The organism is Rivularia sp. PCC 7116 (assembly GCF_000316665.1).
Lineage (GTDB): Bacteria > Cyanobacteriota > Cyanobacteriia > Cyanobacteriales > Nostocaceae > Rivularia.
Genome location: NC_019678.1, coordinates 8,049,829 through 8,071,771, shown reverse-complemented (window position 1 = coordinate 8,071,771; position 21,943 = coordinate 8,049,829). Strand labels below are relative to the sequence as shown.

Annotated in this window: 16 protein-coding genes and 2 pseudogenes; 12 read left to right on the top strand and 6 right to left on the bottom strand. The window is 37.2% G+C overall.

Annotated elements, in window-relative coordinates; genetic code table 11:
- Positions 1–476 precede the first annotated feature (476 nt).
- From RIV7116_RS30815 to RIV7116_RS30795, 5 genes are all read right to left on the bottom strand, one after another.
- Entirely contained in the window at positions 477–677 is a 201-nt protein-coding gene (locus RIV7116_RS30815; protein ID WP_015122259.1) for a DUF2949 domain-containing protein, read from the bottom strand.
- A gap of 176 nt (positions 678–853) precedes the next feature.
- The gene (locus RIV7116_RS30810) at positions 854–1,096 is read right to left on the bottom strand and encodes an Asr1405/Asl0597 family protein (protein WP_015122258.1); all 243 of its coding nucleotides are present in this window, start codon (positions 1,094–1,096) and stop codon (positions 854–856) included.
- A 1-nt stretch (position 1,097) separates the two neighbouring features.
- The gene (gene cysE / locus RIV7116_RS30805) at positions 1,098–1,874 is read right to left on the bottom strand and encodes a serine O-acetyltransferase (RefSeq protein WP_015122257.1); all 777 of its coding nucleotides are present in this window, start codon (positions 1,872–1,874) and stop codon (positions 1,098–1,100) included.
- Positions 1,875–2,450: 576 nt separating this feature from the next.
- Positions 2,451–3,728, bottom strand: a complete 1,278-nt coding sequence (gene bioA / locus RIV7116_RS30800) for an adenosylmethionine--8-amino-7-oxononanoate transaminase (protein ID WP_015122256.1) — start codon at positions 3,726–3,728, stop codon at positions 2,451–2,453.
- A 106-nt stretch (positions 3,729–3,834) separates the two neighbouring features.
- Entirely contained in the window at positions 3,835–4,779 is a 945-nt protein-coding gene (locus tag RIV7116_RS30795; RefSeq protein WP_015122255.1) for an NAD(P)-dependent alcohol dehydrogenase, read from the bottom strand.
- Positions 4,780–5,066: 287 nt separating this feature from the next.
- Between RIV7116_RS30795 and RIV7116_RS30790 the strand changes: the two genes are divergently transcribed.
- From RIV7116_RS30790 to RIV7116_RS30740, 11 genes and pseudogenes are all read left to right on the top strand, one after another.
- Entirely contained in the window at positions 5,067–5,258 is a 192-nt protein-coding gene (locus tag RIV7116_RS30790) for a hypothetical protein (protein WP_015122254.1), read from the top strand.
- Positions 5,259–5,588: 330 nt separating this feature from the next.
- On the top strand, positions 5,589–6,983 hold the full coding sequence (locus tag RIV7116_RS30785) for a phage integrase (protein ID WP_015122253.1): 1,395 nt from the start codon (positions 5,589–5,591) through the stop codon (positions 6,981–6,983).
- A 790-nt stretch (positions 6,984–7,773) separates the two neighbouring features.
- Positions 7,774–7,977 (top strand): annotated as a pseudogene (locus tag RIV7116_RS30780) (hypothetical protein); the annotation flags it as partial.
- Positions 7,978–8,086: 109 nt separating this feature from the next.
- Positions 8,087–9,481 carry a site-specific integrase gene (locus RIV7116_RS30775; protein WP_015122252.1) on the top strand — a complete coding sequence of 465 codons (1,395 nt, stop codon included), beginning with the start codon at positions 8,087–8,089 and terminating at the stop codon, positions 9,479–9,481.
- Between the two features lie 352 nt (positions 9,482–9,833).
- Positions 9,834–11,102, top strand: a pseudogene (nifB, locus tag RIV7116_RS30770) (nitrogenase cofactor biosynthesis protein NifB); the annotation flags it as partial.
- A gap of 225 nt (positions 11,103–11,327) precedes the next feature.
- Positions 11,328–11,663, top strand: a complete 336-nt coding sequence (locus RIV7116_RS30765) for a DUF362 domain-containing protein (RefSeq protein WP_015122250.1) — start codon at positions 11,328–11,330, stop codon at positions 11,661–11,663.
- 152 nt (positions 11,664–11,815) lie between these two features.
- Positions 11,816–13,024 carry a cysteine desulfurase NifS gene (gene nifS / locus RIV7116_RS30760; RefSeq protein ID WP_015122249.1) on the top strand — a complete coding sequence of 403 codons (1,209 nt, stop codon included), beginning with the start codon at positions 11,816–11,818 and terminating at the stop codon, positions 13,022–13,024.
- Between the two features lie 115 nt (positions 13,025–13,139).
- A complete protein-coding gene (gene nifU / locus RIV7116_RS30755) occupies positions 13,140–14,045 on the top strand; it encodes a Fe-S cluster assembly protein NifU (RefSeq protein WP_015122248.1) in 906 nt (301 codons plus the stop codon).
- A 192-nt stretch (positions 14,046–14,237) separates the two neighbouring features.
- A complete protein-coding gene (nifH, locus tag RIV7116_RS30750) occupies positions 14,238–15,068 on the top strand; it encodes a nitrogenase iron protein (RefSeq protein ID WP_015122246.1) in 831 nt (276 codons plus the stop codon).
- Positions 15,069–15,088: 20 nt separating this feature from the next.
- Positions 15,089–16,468, top strand: a complete 1,380-nt coding sequence (gene xisF / locus RIV7116_RS30745) for a fdxN element excision recombinase XisF (RefSeq protein WP_015122245.1) — start codon at positions 15,089–15,091, stop codon at positions 16,466–16,468.
- Between the two features lie 697 nt (positions 16,469–17,165).
- A complete protein-coding gene (locus RIV7116_RS30740; protein ID WP_015122244.1) occupies positions 17,166–17,831 on the top strand; it encodes an S-layer family protein in 666 nt (221 codons plus the stop codon).
- A gap of 16 nt (positions 17,832–17,847) precedes the next feature.
- Here the strand turns inward: RIV7116_RS30740 and RIV7116_RS30735 are convergent, their stop codons facing one another.
- Positions 17,848–18,915, bottom strand: coding sequence for an SGNH/GDSL hydrolase family protein (locus tag RIV7116_RS30735; RefSeq protein WP_015122243.1), 1,068 nt, complete (start codon positions 18,913–18,915; stop codon positions 17,848–17,850).
- 443 nt (positions 18,916–19,358) lie between these two features.
- On the opposite strand from RIV7116_RS30735, the gene RIV7116_RS30730 reads away from it, so the two are divergent.
- A complete protein-coding gene (locus RIV7116_RS30730) occupies positions 19,359–21,911 on the top strand; it encodes a CHAT domain-containing protein (protein ID WP_015122242.1) in 2,553 nt (850 codons plus the stop codon).
- Positions 21,912–21,943 lie beyond the last annotated feature (32 nt).

Genomic DNA, 21,943 nt, shown 5'->3' with positions numbered 1-21,943 from the left:
CATTCGTCCTTGATTATTCTTACTCAAGAAAATCAGTCTTTCTGTATGAGAAAGAACCAGATTTTGGTATAAATTAACAATTTTCTTCACCCGGAATATTTTGGATTTCTTCAAGTAACATACAACTACAGTAATTTGTAGCCAATGTGGTAAAGATTAATAAACTAATTCCGGAAATTAAGGTAGTAAACATGATATTTGGTAATTGGTAATTGGTAATTGGTAATTGGTAAATGCTCGCTGGTAACTATTCGGCTCTCGCTACCAGAACTGACAATAATTACAGCCTGGGATTGGTTAATTAATCAAAAAACTTATATTTCTAAATCAAATTGCAGGTTTATGTAACTTTTATCTAAAAAAGATTTTTTTATGACTTCAAAATATCAGTACAAATATAAATTCTTTTTTAGTCGTTTTTGCCATGCCGGGTAAATACACTATTAAATATCTTCAAAAACATTTAGAAAAATATTTTAATTTTGAGATTCTAACCAATCAAAAATTTTATCTAGCTGCTCTATATCAACTAAACCATACTGCCAAAGCAGCATTGGTAGGGGTCCTTTATCTAACCTGCTTTTTCGCATTGCCACAGCAATATCACAACTAGTAAGTAAAAGTTCTTTTTGCAAGAAGTTAATAAACTTTGTATCGCTGTGAGGTGTTAGCATCATAGAACCAACCTCTATATTTAAGATATTCACGGCTTAGTTTAACTGACTATTTTCATCGTAAATGGAAACCTTGTTACCTACCTTTTATATTTCAGGAAACCTTCATAGCTAAATTTCGTCTTCTCTGAATTGTTTATATTTTCTGACAGAGTATAAACTAGGTAGGTAAAAAGTAATTAAAACTGCCAACATCTTTCCAGCCAACTGATTAATGACTGACGCGATGCTGTAAATTGAACGACGGTAGAATGAAGTAAAATCGCCGTCATTGGATTGTTTATTTGTACTTGTAATGAACCATCTTGCATACAAGAGCAGGGAATATTTAACTCTTGCAGGCGATGGTAAATTTGCCAACGTTGGTGATAGGGAATTTGCACTATTTGATTCAGGACATTAGAACCATCGAGCGGTAACATATTAACGCTCCTTGGTTACAAGTTCCTTCGTCAGTGCATCACTATTTGAATTTTGGTTTAAGGAAAGCAACTTTCTTTCTAGTTGTTCTACCCGTTGCACTAACGAGAAAATTACGGCAGCCTCTAAATCGGGAAGTTTCCCATGTTCTAAAGGTGAAGCAGTTGCATCTTGCTTGCGAGAAACTGGGCGTGCGGGTATTCCCACAACCGTACAGCAGCTAGGAACATCTCGCAATAAAACTGAACCCGCTCCAATACGAACGCGATCGCCAATTTGGATATTACCCAAAACGGAAGCACCAGCACCGATTACAGCGTTTTTACCAATGGTGGGATGACGTTTCCCCGATTCTTTACCAGTACCGCCAAGAGTTACACCTTGATAAATCAATGTATACTCTCCGACAATAGCGGTTTCACCGATTACAACTCCCATACCATGATCTATAAATACACCTTTGCCAATTTGTGCGGCAGGGTGAATTTCTATTCCACTAAGGAATCTTCCGAGATGGGAAATCAACCGAGGAATCAAACTAATTTTGCGACGATATAACCAATGGGCTAGACGATGCAAACATAAAGCGTGAAATCCAGGGTAGCAAAATAAAACTTCTAACCAATTACGTGCTGCTGGATCGCGCTCGAAAATAATCCGAAAATCATGTTGCAGAAGCGTGATAAAATTTGCTTCAGATTGATTTTCGTTTACAGAGGTGTTTGCACCGTCTGCATTTTTCGCGAATTGATTACTGATATGTTCATCCGATTGTGGCATCGGTAATGTCTAAATTATTTAAGCGATGTGCTATTTTCTGCTTATATCAGATGGCGTTATCAACATTAGCTTTGGCTGCGTCGATTAAATTTATTGAATTTTATTGAATTTGTACTCACCAGCTTGTAACCCTTATTGTTTAAAGACTTCAATATTTCTTAAGGGGTATGGGTACTAGTATTTAAGGGTAATAGGTTCTAGTATTTATCGAGTAAAGGTGTAGTGAATTTTGTACTCACAGTAATATATTGACGCAGCAATAATTTGAAGCGGTTTTAATTGCAAATATTTAACTGAAATGCAGCGATTAAAATGTACTCAAAAATATCAATTATCAAGCTAATAAAATGCGTTTTTGTATATGCAGTTACCGTCTTATTGTATTGCGAAGAATCTAAGAGCAAACAACTAATTTAGATTTTTTTTATATTTTGTTTGTATCTAACAAAAGTCTTATTATTCGGCGTTGCTAATTAAAAACATTATTTGCCCCCTAAGCCCCAATATTGGAGGATTTAGGGGGCTAGTGTTGGATGCCAAAATAAATTTATATCGTCATCAGACAACGCCTATTATTTAGATGCCTTTGTCTTGATGCGACACCCACTCTTTCATTACTCCGGTAACTCGTCGCAAGTCCTCTTCACTAATGACGTATGGGGGCATAGTATACAGCCACTTGCTGTACGGACGGAGCCAAACTCCCCTAGACATAGCAAACTCCCTAAATCCCACGAGGTTCGACGGAGATTCAAACTCCAGAACTCCTATAGCTCCAAGTACTCGTGCGTCGCAAAGCGATACTCCCTCCAATCCCTGAATCTCTTCTTTGAGTACTTGCTCAATAATTTTAATTTTACTAAGGTAGTTTTCGGTTTCTATAAGTTCGATACTTGCCAAAGCCACGGCACAGGCAACTGCATTTCCCATGAAAGTCGGCCCGTGCATGAAGGCTAATTCCGGATCGTCACCCAGAAAGGATTCGTAGACTTGGCTTGTAGCGATAGTCGCCGATAGTCCGAAGTATCCCCCAGTCAGCGCTTTACTAAGCACCATAATATCCGGGGTGACATTAGCTAGGTCTGCTGCGAATAAGGCTCCTGTTCGTCCGAAACCCGTTGCTACCTCATCGAATATTAGTAGTACCCCGTAGCGATCGCACAGTTTTCGGGCATGGAGTAAATAATCGGGGGGATAGAAGCGAAAGCCACCAGCTCCTTGAAATACCGGTTCGAGAATCACACCGGCAATTTCGCTATTGTTCGATTTCAGAAGCTGTTCAAGTTGATAAAGCGATGCTTGGCATTCTTCAGAGTCTATATTATCCCCACCCGGTGCATCAACAAAATATTGGGGAAGTATGGCTCCTTTAAACAATCGGTGCATTCCCTCGTCGTCGTCACTTACCGACATTGCTCCTGTAGTGTCGCCATGATACCCCAGTCGCAGCGCCACAAAACGGCTCTTTTCGTAAACCCCTTTGTTGCGCCAGAACTGAATTGCCATCTTGAGCGCAATCTCGACCCCTACTGAGCCGCTGTCACCGAAAAAAACGCGATCGAGTCCTTTGGGGGTAATTCTAACTAACGTCTCGGCTAATTTAATAGCTGCATCGTTAACAAGACCTCCAAGCATAACATGAGCGAATTTTGTCAGCTGCTCTTGAGCCGCCTTATTAAGTACGGGGTGATTGTAGCCGTGAATAACGCACCACCACGAAGAAATACCGTCAATGAGAACCGTGCCATCATCGAGGTAAAGTTTGACACCCTCTGCTCTAACTACTCGATAGGGGGGAGCAACAGTCTTCATTTGTGCGTATGGGAGCCAGAGGGCATCAACTTGTATCTTCATCGGGGTTTGTGTCAAGTTATTGATGTAGGCAATATTGTATTATTATTTATCAACTTCTGCTGAATGATTGACCGAATAAAAAATTAAAAATTTTATCTACTTCCTACTACCGCATTCCATTAATCACAATCTTGCCTTTCGCTCGTTCGCTTTGACTATATATATGAGCGGCTGCTAATTCTTTTAAAGGATAGGTGCAGTCAATAACCACTCGTAGTTTACCCGCTTCAATTAACTCATTGAGATAAAGCAAGTCAGCAGTGTTGGGCTGAGCAAGAATAAATTTGGCTTTTTTACTCCCAAACAAACTTGTTAATCCAATAGACACAATATTTTGCAGACTCGGCAAAGTTGTAATGTAGACTCCGTTTGATTTCAGATTTTTTTTACAGTTATCAAAAGTCTGCTTACCAACTGCATCAAACACAATATCGTACTCTACTTGATTTTGAGTAAAATCTTGCTGGGTATAGTCTATAAGAAAATCTGCTCCTAAAGACTTAACGAAATCTAAGTTTTTACCACTGCAAACTCCCGTTACTTCTGCCCCCAGAGCTTTAGCAATTTGAACTGCAAAAATACCTACTCCACCAGAAGCTCCATTAATAAGTACGGTTTGTAATGGCTTAATATTGGCTTTGTCTCGCAGCGATTGTAAAGCGGTGAGTGCTGCTACGGGTAAACCTGCTGCTTCTTCAAAACTGATACTCTTTGATTTCACTGCTGCGACTTTTTGCGGTACTGCCGCTAATTGGGCATAAGCACCCCCAGGCAAAGGAAGAGAACCATAAATCTCATCTCCTACTTGGAAGTTAGACACCTGGGAACCAACTTCTAAAACTTCTCCTGCTAAATCAAATCCCAAAATCATGGGAAACTTATTCCCACTGATGACTTTTAACATTCCTTTACGAATCTTCCAATCAATTGGATTAACCCCCGCAGCGCGAACTTTGACTAATAATTCGTCGGGTTTTGTTGTTGGTGCTTCTACTTCTTCGTACCGTAAAACATCAGCACTTCCATATTCGTGGATGACAACTGCTTGCATAATCCTTCCTTCACCCCGAGTGGTATTTCCTTAAACTTAGTTTGACATTTTTTATCCCGAGCGGTGATTGCGATCGCAAGCTGGCTATGGCAATATAAGTGATATATTGACTTATAGCAAATTATTCTCACTAACTAGAAAACGATAATTTGTTTATAGCTGTTACAGAATCTGCCTTTCAGCCGATTTACGTCATTTTGTAAAGTAAAAGTTAAGAAAATGTTATTTGCGTTTTCTGTTCAAAAAAAAGTGATATCTTAGTTACAGAATTGAGTTGTGTCGTCTTCGTGGAATTCTCACTCTCAAGTTCTTTATATATAGAAGCGTTTCAAGAAGAAGCCAAAGGGGTTTCGAGTGCAGGAAAACGGGTGAAGCCAAAAATGCCGAAAATAGCTGAAACTACTTTCAAGGCGAGTTTTCAGGCGAGTGCAGCAATTCAAGAGCCTCGTTACATTAATACCCGCCCCCCAGTGCAATAATACTAGTACCCCTACCCGGAAAAAAAATTTTTTAACTCCATAACTCCTTCATCGTCAAGCTTTCAGGATTTGAGTGCAAAATTAATAAACTTAATAAATCTTAGCCGACGGGGTTTGAAAGCTTCGGGGAAAGCGCCTGATATAACTTAAACATCGCCAAACACCAAACGAGTCAAACAAACCTTCGACACGGTTGGTGAGTGGAGGGATGAGATATTACTACCTGTATTAAAGCCCTTGAAATGCCGTAAACTGTTTAATGCGAACACTTGAATTCAACAAAATGCTCGCGCTAAACAATACGAAAATTAGTCAACATTTAGTCAACTAATGGTAGACATACAGGGTAAGGCTTTCAGTGATTTTGATGTTCCTACTACTTCTGATGGAAGTTATATGGGTAGGAAGAAGATAGTAGATGCGACTAAAGAACATCACGATATGAAATTTGAGCAAGAGTTAGTAAAAATCAATCAGAGACTGAAATCTAGTAAAACGAAAGTATCTATTGAAGCAAGCAAAGGAGGTATACAGTTAAGAGCTACACTTCCCCTTAAACCAGGAGACTCTCATAAGCAAGGTAAAAATAGAAAGCAATACAAAATATCTTTAGGTATCCCAGCGAATTTTGATGGTTTGAAAACTGGTGAAGAAGAAGCTTATGAGCTAGGAAAATTAATAGCAAGAAAAACTTTTGTTTGGAATGATAAATATTTAGGACAACAAGCTAAAAAAAAGAACAGTATTACTTTTAAAGAGTTTTACGAACAGTTTGAAAAAATATATTTCCAAACTCGTAAAAAAACAATTAGAAGCGAACATAGTTTTCTTGATTATCAACGAAAATTTAAAAGGTATTTTTACTCTGATGATGCCATAACAATAGAATCTTTGAAGGAAAAAATCACACAGGCTAATACCTTTAACACTAGACGTATTGCGATAATAATCGCTCATTTTATTTGCAAAGCACTTGACATCAAACATGATTTTTCTGATTTAAAAATCAAAAAACAATTTCAAACCAGAGATATACCAGATGATAAAAGAATAGTCAATTCACTTTATTTAATTGATTCCTATTTAGATAAAATAAAACCCTGTAATCGAGACAAGTCTGCTAAAGTATGCAAGCGCAATCAGGTAATTGTAGGATTATTAGCTGTTTATGGTTTACGTCCTAGAGAGATATTTAATCAACCCTATTTAGATTGGTTAATGTCATTTGAAAATAAGCATAATACTTTTAAGGTTCATAAATCGAATAAAACTGGATACAGAGAAGTTTTTCCTTTTGTACCCGAATGGATTGAATTATTTGATTTAAAAAATCAAGAGAATATAAATTTGCTTCAGCAATATATTTCAGAGGAACAAACCGCGATTGACTTGCATTATAAAGTTAGTAAGCTAGGAGATTTTTTTAAGTCATATAAATTTTCATTCACACCATACGATTTGAGACATGCTTGTGCTATTAGAGCACACTTACAAGGAATTCCTATTAAGGCTGCTGCTGATAATTTAGGTCATACAGTCGAGATACATACTAAGGTTTATCAGCAATGGTTTGGTTTTGAGAATAGAAGAAAAGCATTCGATCGAGCTTTTGATGAGATGAATCAAATAGAAGAATGTCAGAGAGAGCTAGTCGAAGCTAAGAAGAGAGTCGCAGAGTTAGAAGCTGAGGTTACAAGGTTAAGATTAGAAAGTAGTCTTAGATAGGATTACATTATTAAATAAAGCTTTTGAATGTAGAGTTTTGTGTTATGAACTCTACATTTAGATTTATGTATATCAAATTTTAATTTATTGCCCTTAACGTCTCTCTCTAAAAACCCGAATATTAAGTATGAAGCTATTAGAAAGAAATAATTAAAAATAAAAGCTATTGTATGAATACAGAATTAGATAATTATTATGTATGATGTGAAAGTTAAATTCATGAATGTCAACAGATTAAAAAAACAAATATAATTGCTCCAGTAGGGATACAAATTTAACAAGTTATACTGTGTATCACAATAATAACTCATCATTCAATATTATTCCGTTTCATTTATTACTATTGTTTGATTTTATATCAATAATGGATATTCTTAGTAAATGATTAGTCAACTTCTAAATGCAAGCTAAATTAGTGATAATCGTTTGAATTTAAAGCTTTAAAATTAGCTGTTGTAGTCAACTTGTAGTCAACATTAATAGATTCAATTCTGAAACGGTTGCAATAGAAAGGTTTGAGTATCATCGTATGGTATTGAGATAGCACCATGCCCTGTATATAGAAGTTGCAGCGGTAAAAGCTTGAAAAAGTAACTTCCTAGAATTCTCAAGCGTTGACACACACCAGCCGAGAAACTGGGATTTTACATCTCGAAAAACTCACACTCCAAAACGTTAGTTTTTCGATTAAAGCCTAAACCGTTGCCACTTCGATTCCTGGGTTAAACTAGCAGCGATGGCATCTCCCACTTGGCATAATTGTCCAGTGACCGAACGCGAAATTCATTCAATGACATCACCGTCTACTTCAACAGGAATCTTCACCCCTTCCGAAAGCGAATCTACAGCTACACCAGCGAAAGCTCAAAAAGGTGGTTGTGGAACTGGCTGTAACGATGATAGCAGCCCCAGCATCGAAATCGATGAAAGAACAAAAGAGCGGATTGCAAAACATCCTTGTTATAGCGAAGAAGCTCATCATCACTATGCAAGAAAAGTGATTGACTAAGATTCCGATTGTTTCGTAATATGTTCTCTATAAACTTTTTAGCTTGAGTTACTGTTTGTTTAGAACACTTTTTTTAGCGAACTTTTAGGGAATAATGCAAGATATACAGAATCAAATCTTTAGTGACTTTGAACCACCATGCACTACTGATGGAAGTCACTTAGGAGTAATGCATCATGTAAAAGAGACTCAAAAGCATTACGATATGAAATTTGAACAGGAATTACTTAAAGTTAATCACAGGCTGAAATCTAGCAAGACTAAAGTCAGCTTGCAAGCAAAAAAAGGAGGTATACAGCTTAGAGCTACCCTTCCACTAAAGCCAAATGATACTCATAAACAGGGTAGAGATAAAAAGCAATACACTATAAGTCTGGGTATCCCTGCTAGTTTTGATGGGCTAAAGACTGCTGAAGAGGAAGGCTACGAATTAGGTAAGTTAATTGCTCGTCAGACTTTTACTTGGACTGATAAGTATCTAGGAAAGCAAGCTCAAAGAAAGAACAATATTACTTTTGACGAGTTTTACGAACAGTTTGAAAAAAGATATTTTGAAACCAGGAAACGAACTATAAAAAGTGAAAATACTTTTAATACTCAACTTCGCAATTTAAGATATTATTTTTCAGGTAAAGAAGTTATAACAATCGCTAATTTAAGAGAAAAAATAAAAATAATAGATTCCTCTGTAAATCGAATGTCTGCCATTAGTTTGGCTAATATTTTATGTAAGATGCTAAATATTGAAGCTAATTTCTCTGATTTAAAAGTATCTTATAAGCCAAAGAAAAGGAATATCCCGAACGACGAACAAATATCGAATTCTATATCACTATTCAAAAATCATTATCTTAGCATTTCTAAAATGAGTCCTAGCTATAGAGATAATTGGAGAATATATCAAACAATATATGCTTTATTAGCAATATACGGACTGCGACCTAGAGAAATAGTTAACAATCCGAATTTAGATTGGTTAATGTCCCATGAAAACAAGCACAATACTTTTAAAGTTCACGAATCAAATAAAACTGGATATAGAGAAGTTTTTCCTTTCGTAGCCGAATGGATTGAAATTTTTGATTTAAAAAATATTGAAAATATTGAAAAGCTTAAAAAATTTTCTAGTTCCTGGAAAACAGCTAGTCAACTAAAAGATAGAGTCGCTACAATTGCTAATAATTTTAGATATGCTCAAGTCAAATTTACACCATATGACTTGAGACATGCTTGTGCGATTCGAGCGCATTTACAAGGAATTCCGATTAAAGCTGCTGCAAATAATTTAGGTCATAGCGTACAAATGCATACTAAAGTGTATCAGCAATGGTTTAGTTTAGAAAATACACGTAAAGCTTTTGAGCATACTTTTGAAGAAGTTAATGAAGTAGGTGTTTTGAAAGACGAAAATGCTCGACTCAAAAAACGCATAGCTGAATTAGAACATCAACTTGCTAAACAGAATTTATCCGAAATAATGAAAACTTAATCGTAAGGGAATATAAACAGTTAGATTAATTTTTAAATTCTGTATTTCCCAACTTTTTACAACTGCTCTGAGAAGTGATATATAAAGTCTCTAGACAATATTTGAAGTAATGCAGCTAAAGACTAGATTATTGCTGCTTTTTTATTTTATATTTTTTGTAAATTTACTTACAGTATTTATTTTAAGATATAGAATTAGCTAACTTTTAGCAAACTGATTTATTATGCTAAGTCATTGTTTCGCGGATAATTATGTTATCGTCAACTTTCAATTTAAGCAACAATTTAGATAACTAAATTAAACAATTAAACCGAAACTACCGACCTATAAATCCTTAAAGAATAATGCCTGCTACTATGCAAGAATGCACGTTGCCGTAGCTCCTGCCTGCAACATTCAATGTAACTACTGTAATCGCAAATACGATTGTGCTAACGAAAGTCGTCCCGGAGTAGTTAGCGAATTACTCGCACCAGAAGAAGCAGCACAAAAAGTTTTGGTAGTTGCAGGTAAAATTCCTCAAATGACAGTGTTAGGAATCGCTGGTCCTGGCGACCCTTTAGCAAATCCTGATAAGACTTTCAAAACTTTTGAGTTAATTAATTCTCAAGCTCCAGATATTAAACTTTGTTTATCAACCAACGGTTTGATGCTACCGGACTATGTAGACCGGATTAAAGAATTAAATGTTGACCATGTAACTATAACAATTAATATGGTTGACCCAGAAATCGGAGCAAAAATTTATCCCTGGGTTCACTACAAGCGCAAGCGTTACAGAGGAATTGAAGGAGCTAGAATTCTGCACGAAAGACAAATGGAAGGTTTAGAACTCCTTCGCGAAGCAGATATCTTGTGTAAAGTTAATTCCGTGTTGATTCCAGGAGTTAACGACCATCATCTTCCCGAGGTAAACAAAGCCATCCGCGAACGAGGTGCATTTATTCACAATATTATGCCCTTGATTAGCGCACCCGAACACGGTACTCATTTTGGATTAAACGGACAGCGAGGTCCTACTTCCAAAGAATTAAAAGAAGTACAGGATAAATGTTCTGGTAATATGAAAATGATGCGTCATTGCCGTCAGTGTCGTGCAGACGCAGTCGGATTATTAGGAGAAGATCGCAGCCAGGAATTTACTAAAGATAAATTCATGGAAATGACTCCAGAATATAATTTGGAGCAGCGTCAAGAAGTTCATCAGGGTATCGAACAAACTAGAGAAGAACTTGAAGCAGCTAAACAAGAACTTGAAGTCTTCGATTTAGAACTTACCGGCGAAAAAATGCTGCTAGCGGTAGCAACTAAAGGTGGTGGTATAGTTAACCAACACTTTGGACATGCCAAAGAGTTTCAAATTTATGAAGTCGATGGTAGAAAAGTAGAATTTGTCGGACATCGTAAGATTGACCATTTCTGTCAAGGTGGATACGGTGAGGAAGCCACTTTAGAAAATATCATTAAAGCACTTGCTGACTGTAAAGCAGTATTGGTTTCCAAAATTGGCGATTGCCCCAAAGAAGAACTGCAAAAAGCAGGAATACAGACAGTTGAAGCTTACGAATTAATTGATAAAGTTGCTTTAGAGTTTTACAAAGAAGCAATCAATAATCAGTAGAGACTAAACAGTTTTAGATTTTACGGAAAGTAGAGCGAGTCAGTTTTTGGGTAAATCCTAAGTAAAGGAAGCGGCTAGAGGGGGTGTAATTATTCTTGCCCCCTACTTTCCCACCACAGATTTGAGATTAATCCAAAATTCAAAATCCAAAAATCCAAAATTAATTTAGATTCATTACCCATTGCCATTACCTCAACTCAAAAACAATAAATAAAGGTGTAAAAAATGGCTTACAAGATTACTAACAAGTGTATTTCCTGCGATTTATGTAAAAATGTTTGTCCCAGCAATGCAATCAAAATAATTGATGAGCGTCCGTGGATTGACCCCGAGCTTTGTAAAAATTGCATTGATAGCGTTTATTCTGTACCTCAATGTAAGGCTGGTTGTCCTACCTACGACGGCTGCGTAAAAATAAAATCAGATTATTGGGAAAACTGGTTTGATATTTACAAAAATCTAAAATCACAGCTTACACATAAAAACGATCAAACTGAATATTGGGAAAAGTGGTTTAATACTTATTCCCAAAAATACTCCGAACAGTTACAGAATAGTTAAGAGCTAGGAGTGAGGAGTTACAAGTAGCGGGTGAGGAATTAATTTCTCCTTGTCCCCTTATCTCCTCCTCTCCCTCTTTCCTCTCCATATTTATAAAAAAACAGTAAAAGAGAAACATTTTATCCCGAAGTACTACTAGAGAAATCAAAATTATGCAAAAAGACTGTATTTACCTAGACAATAATGCTACTACCAAAGTAGATCCACTGGTTGTAGAGGCTATGTTGCCCTACTTGAGCGAGCATTACGGCAATCCTTCTAGTATGCATACCTTCGGGGGGCAAGTCGGTAAAGCGGTAAAGCAAGCTAGAGAAAATGTTGCAGCCCTTCTCGGTGCCGAACCCTCTGAAATTGTCTTTAATAGCGGTGGAACTGAAGGAGATAACGCTGCTATTCGGGCTGCACTTCAAGCACAGCCTAGCAAAAAACATATTATTACAACCCAGGTAGAACATCCTGCTGTTCTTAATCTTTGCAAACAATTACAAAAACAAGGTTATAGAGTCACTTATCTTTCGGTGAATCGTCAGGGGCAGTTAGATTTAAACGAATTGGAAGCTGCACTGAGTAACGAAACCGCTGTGGTTAGCGTTATGTATGCAAATAACGAAACCGGAGTAATATTCCCAGTAGAGGAAGTTGGCAAATTAGCTAAAGAATATGGCGCACTCTTTCATGTCGATGGTGTTCAAGCTGTTGGGAAAATTCCCGTTAATATGAAAAACAGCACCATTGATATGCTGACTCTGTCCGGTCACAAAATTCATGCACCCAAAGGTATTGGCGCATTATACGTGCGAAAGGGAGTTAGATTCCGTCCTTTGGTAATTGGTGGCGGACAAGAGCGCGGTAGACGTGCAGGTACCGAAAACGTACCGGGTATCATCGCTTTAGGTAAAGCTGCCGAACTCGAACTGCAACATTTAGAAGAAGCAGGAAAAAGACAAAAAGCTTTACGCGACCGACTAGAAAATGCTATAATAGAATCAGTTGGTGAATGTGAAATCAATGGTGGCGGAACGCAGAGATTGCCCAACACTACGAATATTGGTTTCAAATATATTGAAGGCGAAGCAATCTTACTATTATTAAATCAGCACGGTATTTGTGCATCCAGTGGTTCTGCTTGTAGTTCTGGTTCTTTAGAACCTTCCCACATCTTGCGGTCGATGGGAGTACCCTATACAACTTTGCACGGTTCTATCCGTTTTAGTCTATCTCGTTACAATACAGATGCCGATATTGATGCAGTATTAGCAGTATTACCCGCCATCGTCCGCCGTCTGCGCGAGCTATCACCCTTCAAAAACGATGATGCGGCTTGGCTAAAAGACCAAGAACAAGCTTTGGCTCAACATTAAGAGTTTTGTTTTAGGAGTTAAGAGTTAGGAATTACATAATTTTCCATCCTATAACTCTCTCCCAAACTCTCTCTATTTGTTATTCAATTAATTACTCATCACTCAAAACACGGCTATGTGGGACTACACAGATAAGGTATTAGAATTCTTTTACAATCCGAAAAATCAGGGTGTTTTAGAAGACAAAGGCGAAGCAGGTGTTAAACTTGCTGTTGGAGAAGTCGGTAGCATTGCTTGCGGTGACGCTTTAAGACTGCACATCAAGGTAGACGAAGAAACAAACAAAATCCTTGATGCTCGATTTCAAACATTTGGTTGCACTAGTGCGATCGCATCGTCGGAAGCTCTGGTAGAATTAGTAAAGGGCAAGACTCTAGACGAAGCTCTGAATATTTCTAATAAAGATATAGCTGAATATTTAGGCGGACTACCTCAAGAGAAAATGCACTGCTCGGTAATGGGGCAAGAAGCTTTAGAAGCAGCAATCTCGAACTACAAAGGTATTCCAATTGCGGCTCATGATGAAGATGACGAAGGAGCAATAATCTGTACCTGTTTCGGTATTACCGAACCTAAAATTCAGCGTATTGTAAAAGAAAATAAACTTACAACCGCAGAAGAAGTTACAAACTTTATTAAAGCAGGTGGTGGATGTGGAACCTGTTTGGCTACGATTGATGACATCATCATCGAAAACCAACGCAATTCTACCTTTACCTCTGAAACACAATCAAATAACGGTAATAACAATACCAGTGTTCAGGTTAGCGATAAACCCCTGACACCAGTGCAAAAAATAGCACTTATACAAAAAGTATTAGATGAAGAAATAAGACCCATTCTTATCGCCGATGGGGGAGATGTAGAACTTTACGATGTAGAAAGCGATACTATCAGAGTGATACTTAAAGGCGCTTGCGGTTCTTGTTCTAGCAGCTTGGCAACTCTCAAAAATGCTATCGAAGCTAAATTAAAAGAACGCATCAGCAATAACATTACAGTTGAATCAGTTAGCAGCTAGTTGACAATCAATAAATACCTACTATCAACTAACAACTAATAACTAATAATCAATTATGAATCTACAGCAAACAGTTGTAGAGCGTGCGCCACCCGCCACGTTCTATAAGCAAGTCACCCTCCTTATAGGAGTGACAATTAACAAGAAGCACTGCACCCACTTAGCAAACCAATTAATTGCAGGAGAAAATTAATGACTGACGAAAATATCAGACAGATAGCGTTCTACGGTAAAGGTGGTATCGGTAAGTCCACCACATCTCAGAATACTCTTGCAGCTATGGCTGAGATGGGACAAAGAATTATGATCGTAGGTTGCGATCCAAAGGCAGATTCCACCCGTTTGATGTTGCACTCCAAAGCACAAACAACCGTACTCTCGTTGGCTGCCGAGCGCGGTGCAGTAGAAGATTTGGAACTTGAAGAAGTAATGCTCGAAGGTTTTCGCGGCGTTCGCTGCGTAGAATCTGGTGGTCCTGAGCCTGGTGTAGGTTGTGCAGGTCGTGGTATTATCACCTCCATTAACTTCTTGGAAGAAAATGGCGCTTACCAAGACTTAGATTTTGTATCTTACGACGTATTAGGTGACGTTGTATGTGGTGGATTTGCTATGCCTATCCGCGAAGGAAAAGCACAAGAAATCTACATTGTTACCTCTGGTGAGATGATGGCAATGTACGCAGCCAACAACATCGCTCGTGGTGTACTCAAGTACGCTCACAGTGGTGGAGTAAGATTAGGTGGTTTGATTTGTAACAGCCGTAATGTTGACAGAGAAGTTGAACTTATCGAAACTTTGGCTGACCGTTTGAACACCCAAATGATTCACTTCGTACCTCGCGACAACATTGTACAGCACGCTGAATTGCGTCGTATGACTGTTAACGAGTACGCACCTGACAGCAACCAAGCTAAGGAATACGCTACCTTAGCGACTAAAATCATCAACAACAAGAATCTAGCTATTCCTACACCAAATGAACTTACAACGCTAACTTTTGTGATATGCTCTTTAAAGTCGTGATATAAGAGCGTTTTAGGCGTATGCGTGTCGGCTACGTGCGGGTAAGTACGGGAGAACAAGAAGAAGCGTTAGTCCAGCAAACGGAACGCATCAAGAAAGCTGGTGTTTCAATGATTTTCTCAGATGTGAAGTCTGGTAGGTCTAATGATAGAACAGAATTTAACAAACTTTTAGATGCTTGTCGCAATGGAGATATTACCGAAATAGTTATTACCAGAATTGATAGATTAGCTCGTTCAATTGTTACTATCAATAAGGCAGTAGCTTTATTTAATGAATTAAGTATTAAATTAATTATTTTAGATTCACCCGTTGATGATTTAGAGAATCCCTTTACTAAGTTTTCTTTGAATCAAATGGGAGCATTAGCAGAGTTTGAATTAGATTTAATTCAGAACCGAGTTAAGCATGGCTTTAAACATCTTCGCGAGCAAGGTAAAGCTTCTCCACCAGTTCCATTTGGTTATAAAAGAGTCGATGGATTTTATCAACCAGATTTATCCATGCATCAACTGCCCGATAAATCAACTAAAACTAAATGGGCAATTGCAAAGGATATTATTAATTACTTATTGGATAAAAAAAAATCTATTCGCGCTACAATTCAATATTTTTTAAAAGAGTATGATATTAAGTTTTCTACTACTGGATTAACAAACTGGTTGCACAATCCAACTTTGCGGGGACATACAAGGTACGGTGTGAGAGCAAATCGTAATAATCCTGAAAACTGGGATATTAGGTATAATACTCACGAACCTTTAATAACCCATGAAACTTACGAACAAATATTAGCTTTATTGGCTGAAAATAGTCGTAGATGGGGAAGAAATGGAAATACAAGTAAAGTTGGTAAAGGCTTACTTTCTGGACAAATGTTTTGCGGAGATTGTGGGGGGAAGATGTATGCTCATAGCAAACCATATACGCCTATTTACTGCAAAAAACGGGGAATGTATGGTTCGGATTTTTGTAAGAATAAGAAAACAATTCACCTTGCAACGGTTATTGAAACTGTAGATAAAGCGCTTACAGAAAAAGCAGTTGCATTAAAAGATTTAATTGTTAATAGTCAGTCCCTAGAAGAGACAGAAACAGCGGAAGTATTAGAACTAAGAAATACGTTAGGAAATTTACAGAAACTGCCTACCAATGCAGCGATTGAGGAGGCAATAGTGAAAATAAAATTGCAGATTGTAGAGTTTCAAAAACATAGTAGCGATACTATTGTTTTTCGAGCAGAACAAGTAAAAGAATTTGTTGATTTATTCTCCGACAGCAGACTTTATAAAAATATGAAAGAGTCGGTAAAAATCAAGTTATATAAGAAATTTATCAAGTCAGTAACAATACTAAGCGGCGAGGTTGTCGCTGTTAACTTTCTCGAATTCCTTGGCTAGTTCTGGGTTGTTCATTATCTTCTTTAATGTTTCATCATCAAGGTGTTTGAAGCGTTTAAATAGCATCAATTGTTCTAGTAATTCTTCGGCTAGGTTTTTCTGAGACTCGTTTACTATATCCACAGCAAAAAATCATTTATAATCGCTTATTAAAACTAAGATAAAACTGATTCTTTTGTTATGCTGTGCTGTGCAAACTAAATTAAGCGTTTTTATGAATGTAGGACTTACGCAACTGGTATATTTATTTTGTAGGGTGCTGTGACACTTCGACTATTTATGAACGTAGTAACAATGTTTTTAGTGTCACGCACCAACGGGACATTGTGACAATTGCGTAAGTTCTGGAATAAAAAGAGACACAAAAGTATTTAAAATCAGTACGATGTTGATTTTTCTAATTTGATTTGCTCCTGCTTTCAGTTCTTATATCGATTCAATCAACTTCTTTTTACTATTCCCTTAAATTAATACGACGGCGAAATTAAGCGTTGAATCAACCAGGTATACAGTTAGTTAAAATATCATCGCTAAATATTTCTGACTTTTCTGACTTTTCTTCCTTTTTGTATTTCACCTCTTCAAGTAATTTATAGACTTGATATTTAATTATGGAAGTGTTATTTAGTTGCTGATACGAATCAATATCAGTATAAATTTTCAGCAAAAAAATTAGACAGAAGGAAACGGCGGTGATTTGACTATTGAAACAGAAAATTTAACTGTTGGTAGCCTTTCCCAAGTTGTAACCGCAACTGCTGGTGATGGAAATGCGGGAAAATTAGATATTACAGCAGAACAAATAATTATTAATCAACAAGGAAACGGTGGAAATATTAATATAGCAACACCTGGATTATTCGGAATTGACTTTCGCGATAAGCGAAGCTTGATGCCTTCGGCATTACGCAATACTCCCCAAAGCGATATTACAGCAAGTTCAGAATTTGGTGTCGATGGAGATTTTAATTTAGATTTAACTGCGGTAGATCCTAACAACGGTTTAATTGAACTTCCCGAAAACTTAACCGATGCTGCCGATAGAATTAGCGCTGGTTGTCCAACCGACGAAGAAGCTCGTTTTGTCACAACCGGAAGAGGTGGAATTCCCGTTAATCCCCGACAAACCTTGCGAGAAGAAATTGTTTTACAAGATTTACGAGATAATAACTCTACCCTTTCTACCCCCTCCTCCCCCTCCTCCCCCTCTACCCCTCCCAAATTAAAGAAGCTACCGGTTGGATTGTTAACAAAGATGGAGATATTGAATTTATTGCTGATAATATTCACGCGGAGCGTGTGGATCTTCAAAGTCAGACTACTTCCCACAACTGTCAAAAAGTTAAATAGAAGTGGGGATTAGTAATCAATTAATGCAACTACCGCCGTTTGTATATTAATCCAGTACCTAACAAACCGAAAAATACTACTAAACCAAAACTATTGGATGATTCTGGTACTGATTTTACTTGGTAATTCGCAACGAATTGTGCCATATCTTCACCGATAATTTGATGTACTCGCCGAGTTGGGTGATATTCATCCCAAAAATAGTATTCATCAGGAGCAGCACAAACAGGTTCAACAGGAAAAACAGCTTGACAGGGATCGTTTATATTAGTTAAACCAAAATTTTGGGGATTGGAACGGATTTTGTCACTAATCGCAACATGGTCATACAAAGCAATTTCTACATCATCTAATTCCTGAGAAAGCGTTTCTAATTTCTCAGGGAGAAGCTGATTTACTAAATCTGTAAACAAAGCAGCTTCCTCAACCTGTCCAAACTCTATAACACCGGGTAAAATATCCAGATCGGACGAATTAACTACAAGAAACTGCTTTGCTCCTGATTCTGCCAAACTAGAGACACTTTCGACCATATTATCCACAGTTTGAGTTGCTAACTCTTCAACCGTTCCAGGTAAACCAAAATCAGCGTACTCAAATAAATCATTGGCTGAAGCAAAGATAAAATGTAAAGCATCTTCATCAGCAGCTTGTCCCGTAGTTTCTGCTTTGAATTGCTCAATTTGACCGAATACTCCTGTATTCTCGAAAGAGTCTAACCAACTGTAATAGTTTCCATCTCCACTTTTGGCACCTCCTACCGCATAATCCGTCAAACCCACCCCGAGATTATCAGATAATACTTCAACTGCTGTTGCTCCATTTGTCCAGCGCCCTTCGGAATCATAGAGTCCTAAAGCTGGGTCTGCTGGTAAAATAAACGAATCGGGTACACCAGCATTTACAGCCTGAGTTGAGATTTCAAAGGATGCACCATTGTCTGAATAACTGTCTCCATAAGCGTAAATCTGAGAAATCGAGCCAAAAGAAGCAGCATGAGCTTGATTGCTTTGAATCGCGATACCAGCAATTGAAACAACTACACTCGCTAAAGTACCTGTAATTGTTGGTATGCTGAACAAACTTTTTTTAAGCATGGTAAATCTTATTAATGTAATGACTTGTTGAAAAATCAAATACTCTTTTAATTAACAAATTGTTAACTAGTCCAAATAATAAACACTCGCAAAATAAAATAGGAATTGCTCTTGAAACTGTATAATATCAGTGTTTATACTAACTATTTGTGTGTAGCATACCACTTTGCATATTATTGGAGAACAAGCTATGACTAAGAATCAAATCATAACTATGAAGAAAGATTAAAGATAAAAAACTATCCAGAAAGTCTATAGTTAGTCTTATTACCTGATAGTTAGGTAATCATAAAGCCAGAAAAGGAGAATTTACCTGATAATTTTTCTGTTTTCAAAGCTTTTATAGGAAGATTTCCGAAAATTTTCTTTATAGATGATGGAAATTAATTTAGGATAATATATTTACTCTAGTTTTCTTATTATTTAGTATAAAAAGTCATATCGTGAACTTTCTATCTCGTTATTTATTTTTGATACTCCTAACTTTTGTTTTAACTACAATAATTACACCAGTTGCAGCAAAATATCCGTTTTCTGTTAATCCTGCTTCGGTGACACGAGTAAAACAATCAAATATCCTGCTCAGAGGAAAACAATTTTACGACGAAGGGAAATTAATTCAAGCAGCGCAGATATGGGAAGCAGCTGTAACGGAGTTTGAACAAGAGGGAGAATTACGCAATCAAGTTTTAGCTAATAACTATTTAGGTGTTGTTTATCAAGATTTGGGTAAATGGGAAGCCGCAACAACAGCGATAAATAAAGCTTTGGAATTAGTTAAAACGGTTGACGATGGATTGCTTTCGGCTCAAGTTTTAAATACTCATGGTAATTTAGAGTTAAAAACCGGTAATCCTCAAACTGCTTTGGATAGTTGGGAGCAATCGGAGCAGATTTACCGCAAACTTGATGATATGACAGGAATTGTTCTCAGTCAAATTAATCAAGCTCAAGCTTTGCAAAATTTGGGATTTTATCGTCGTGGGAGAGCTGAGTTAGAACAAGTTGCTGTCGATTTAGAAAAATTGCCGGATTCTTTACTTAAAGCTAGGGGTTTGCGGAGTTTGGGTAATACTTTACAAGCGGTAGGAGATTTGGATAATTCTCAAAAGGCACTGTTGCAAAGTTTGAATATTGCTAAAAAATTGAATTCTTCGACAGATGTTGCTCAAGTTTTATTAGTTTTAGGAAACTCTGCAAAGGTAAGCGATGAGTTAACTACTGCTTTGGATTACTATCAACAAGCAGCAGCTATCGCCCCGGATAATCGTAGCAAGCTGTCAGCAAAAATCAACCAGTTTAGCTTATTGGTTAAAATCGAACAACCTTCTTCAGCTTTACAATTACTTCCTGAAATTAAAAAGTTACTTATAAATATTCCCACCAATCGTTTTTCCGTTTACAGCCGGGTAAATTTAGCTCAAAGTATGATTGGGCATGGTGTATTGAAAGTTGAATATAAGGAATTAGCTAAAATTTTAGCCACAGCAGTAAAACAAGCGCGAGAATTAAAAGATATTAGAGCACAAGCTTATGCTGTGGGACAATTAGGACATCTTTACGAACAAACAAAGCAGTTTTCTGAAGCTTTGAATTTAACTAGAGATGCATTAACCTTAGCTCAGAGAATTAAAGCAGACGATATTACAGCCACCTTACTATGGCAGCAGGGAAGAATTTATAAAGCACGGGGAAATCAAGAAGGTGCGATCGCTGCTTATTCGCAAGCTGTAAATAATTTGAAATCTTTGCGTCAGGATTTGGTGCAGATGAATCCCGACGTGCAGTTTACTTTCCGAGATGAGGTTGAACCAGTATATCGAGAGTTGGTACAACTGCTTTTACAAGATGTTGATAATTTAGCTCCCCAAATTAAACAGCAGCGTTTGGAAAAATCTCGTCAAATTATTGAAGGATTGCAGGTAGCTGAACTAGAAAACTTTTTACGAGCAGCTTGTTTAACTTATCAACCCCAACCTATAGAACAAATTGATAAAAATGCAGGGGTAATATATCCGATTATTATTGATAACCGTTTAGAAGTTGTTCTTTCTCTTCCCAATCAACCTTTACAGCATTATTCTACTAAGGTTTCACCACAGGAAGAAACAGCTGTATTTAATCAACTCAGACAATCTTTAAATGTAGCTTTTCCAGCGAATGAAGTATTACCTCCCGCTCAAAAAGTATACGATTGGTTGATACGTCCGATTGAAGCAGAATTAGAAAAATCTGAAATTAAAACTTTAGTATTTGTTCTCGATGGTTTTCTTCGCAGTTTACCAATGTCAGTTTTACACGATGGTGAAAAATTTATCATCGAGAAATACAACATTGCTTTAACACCCAGCTTACAACTATTCGAGTCGCGAAATCTTCCACCTCAACAATTTAAAGCTTTAACCGGGGGATTAACAGAACCACGTCAGGGATTTTCAGCTTTACCAGCAGTTGAAACAGAAATTGCTCGAATTTCTCAGTTGATTAAAAACCAAACTTTATTAAACGAACAATTTACCCGTCCCCAAGTTCAAAACAAAATAGAATCCGCTCCTTTTTCAGTAATCCACCTTGCTACCCACGGACAATTTAGCTCCAAAGCTGAAGACACATTTTTATTAACTTGGAAAGATAGAATCAACGTCAAAGATTTGGGTAAATGGTTAAAAAGTCCGTCATCAAATCTCAGAAATCGCGAGCCAATTGAACTTTTAGTATTAAGCGCTTGTCAAACAGCAAAAGGAGATAACAGAGCAGCTTTAGGATTAGCAGGTGTAGCAGTTCGTTCCGGAGCTAGAAGTACATTAGCAACACTGTGGACAGTACAAGATAAATCAACAGCCGAACTAATAACCGAATTTTACAGCGTTTTAACCCAAGATGGAATTAGTAAAGCCCAAGCATTAAGACAAGCACAACTATCCTTATTGAAAAATCCCAAATATCAACATCCTTATTATTGGTCACCTTTTGTTTTGGTGGGGAATTGGCAATGAGTAATGAGTAATGAGTAATAAGTAATGAGTAA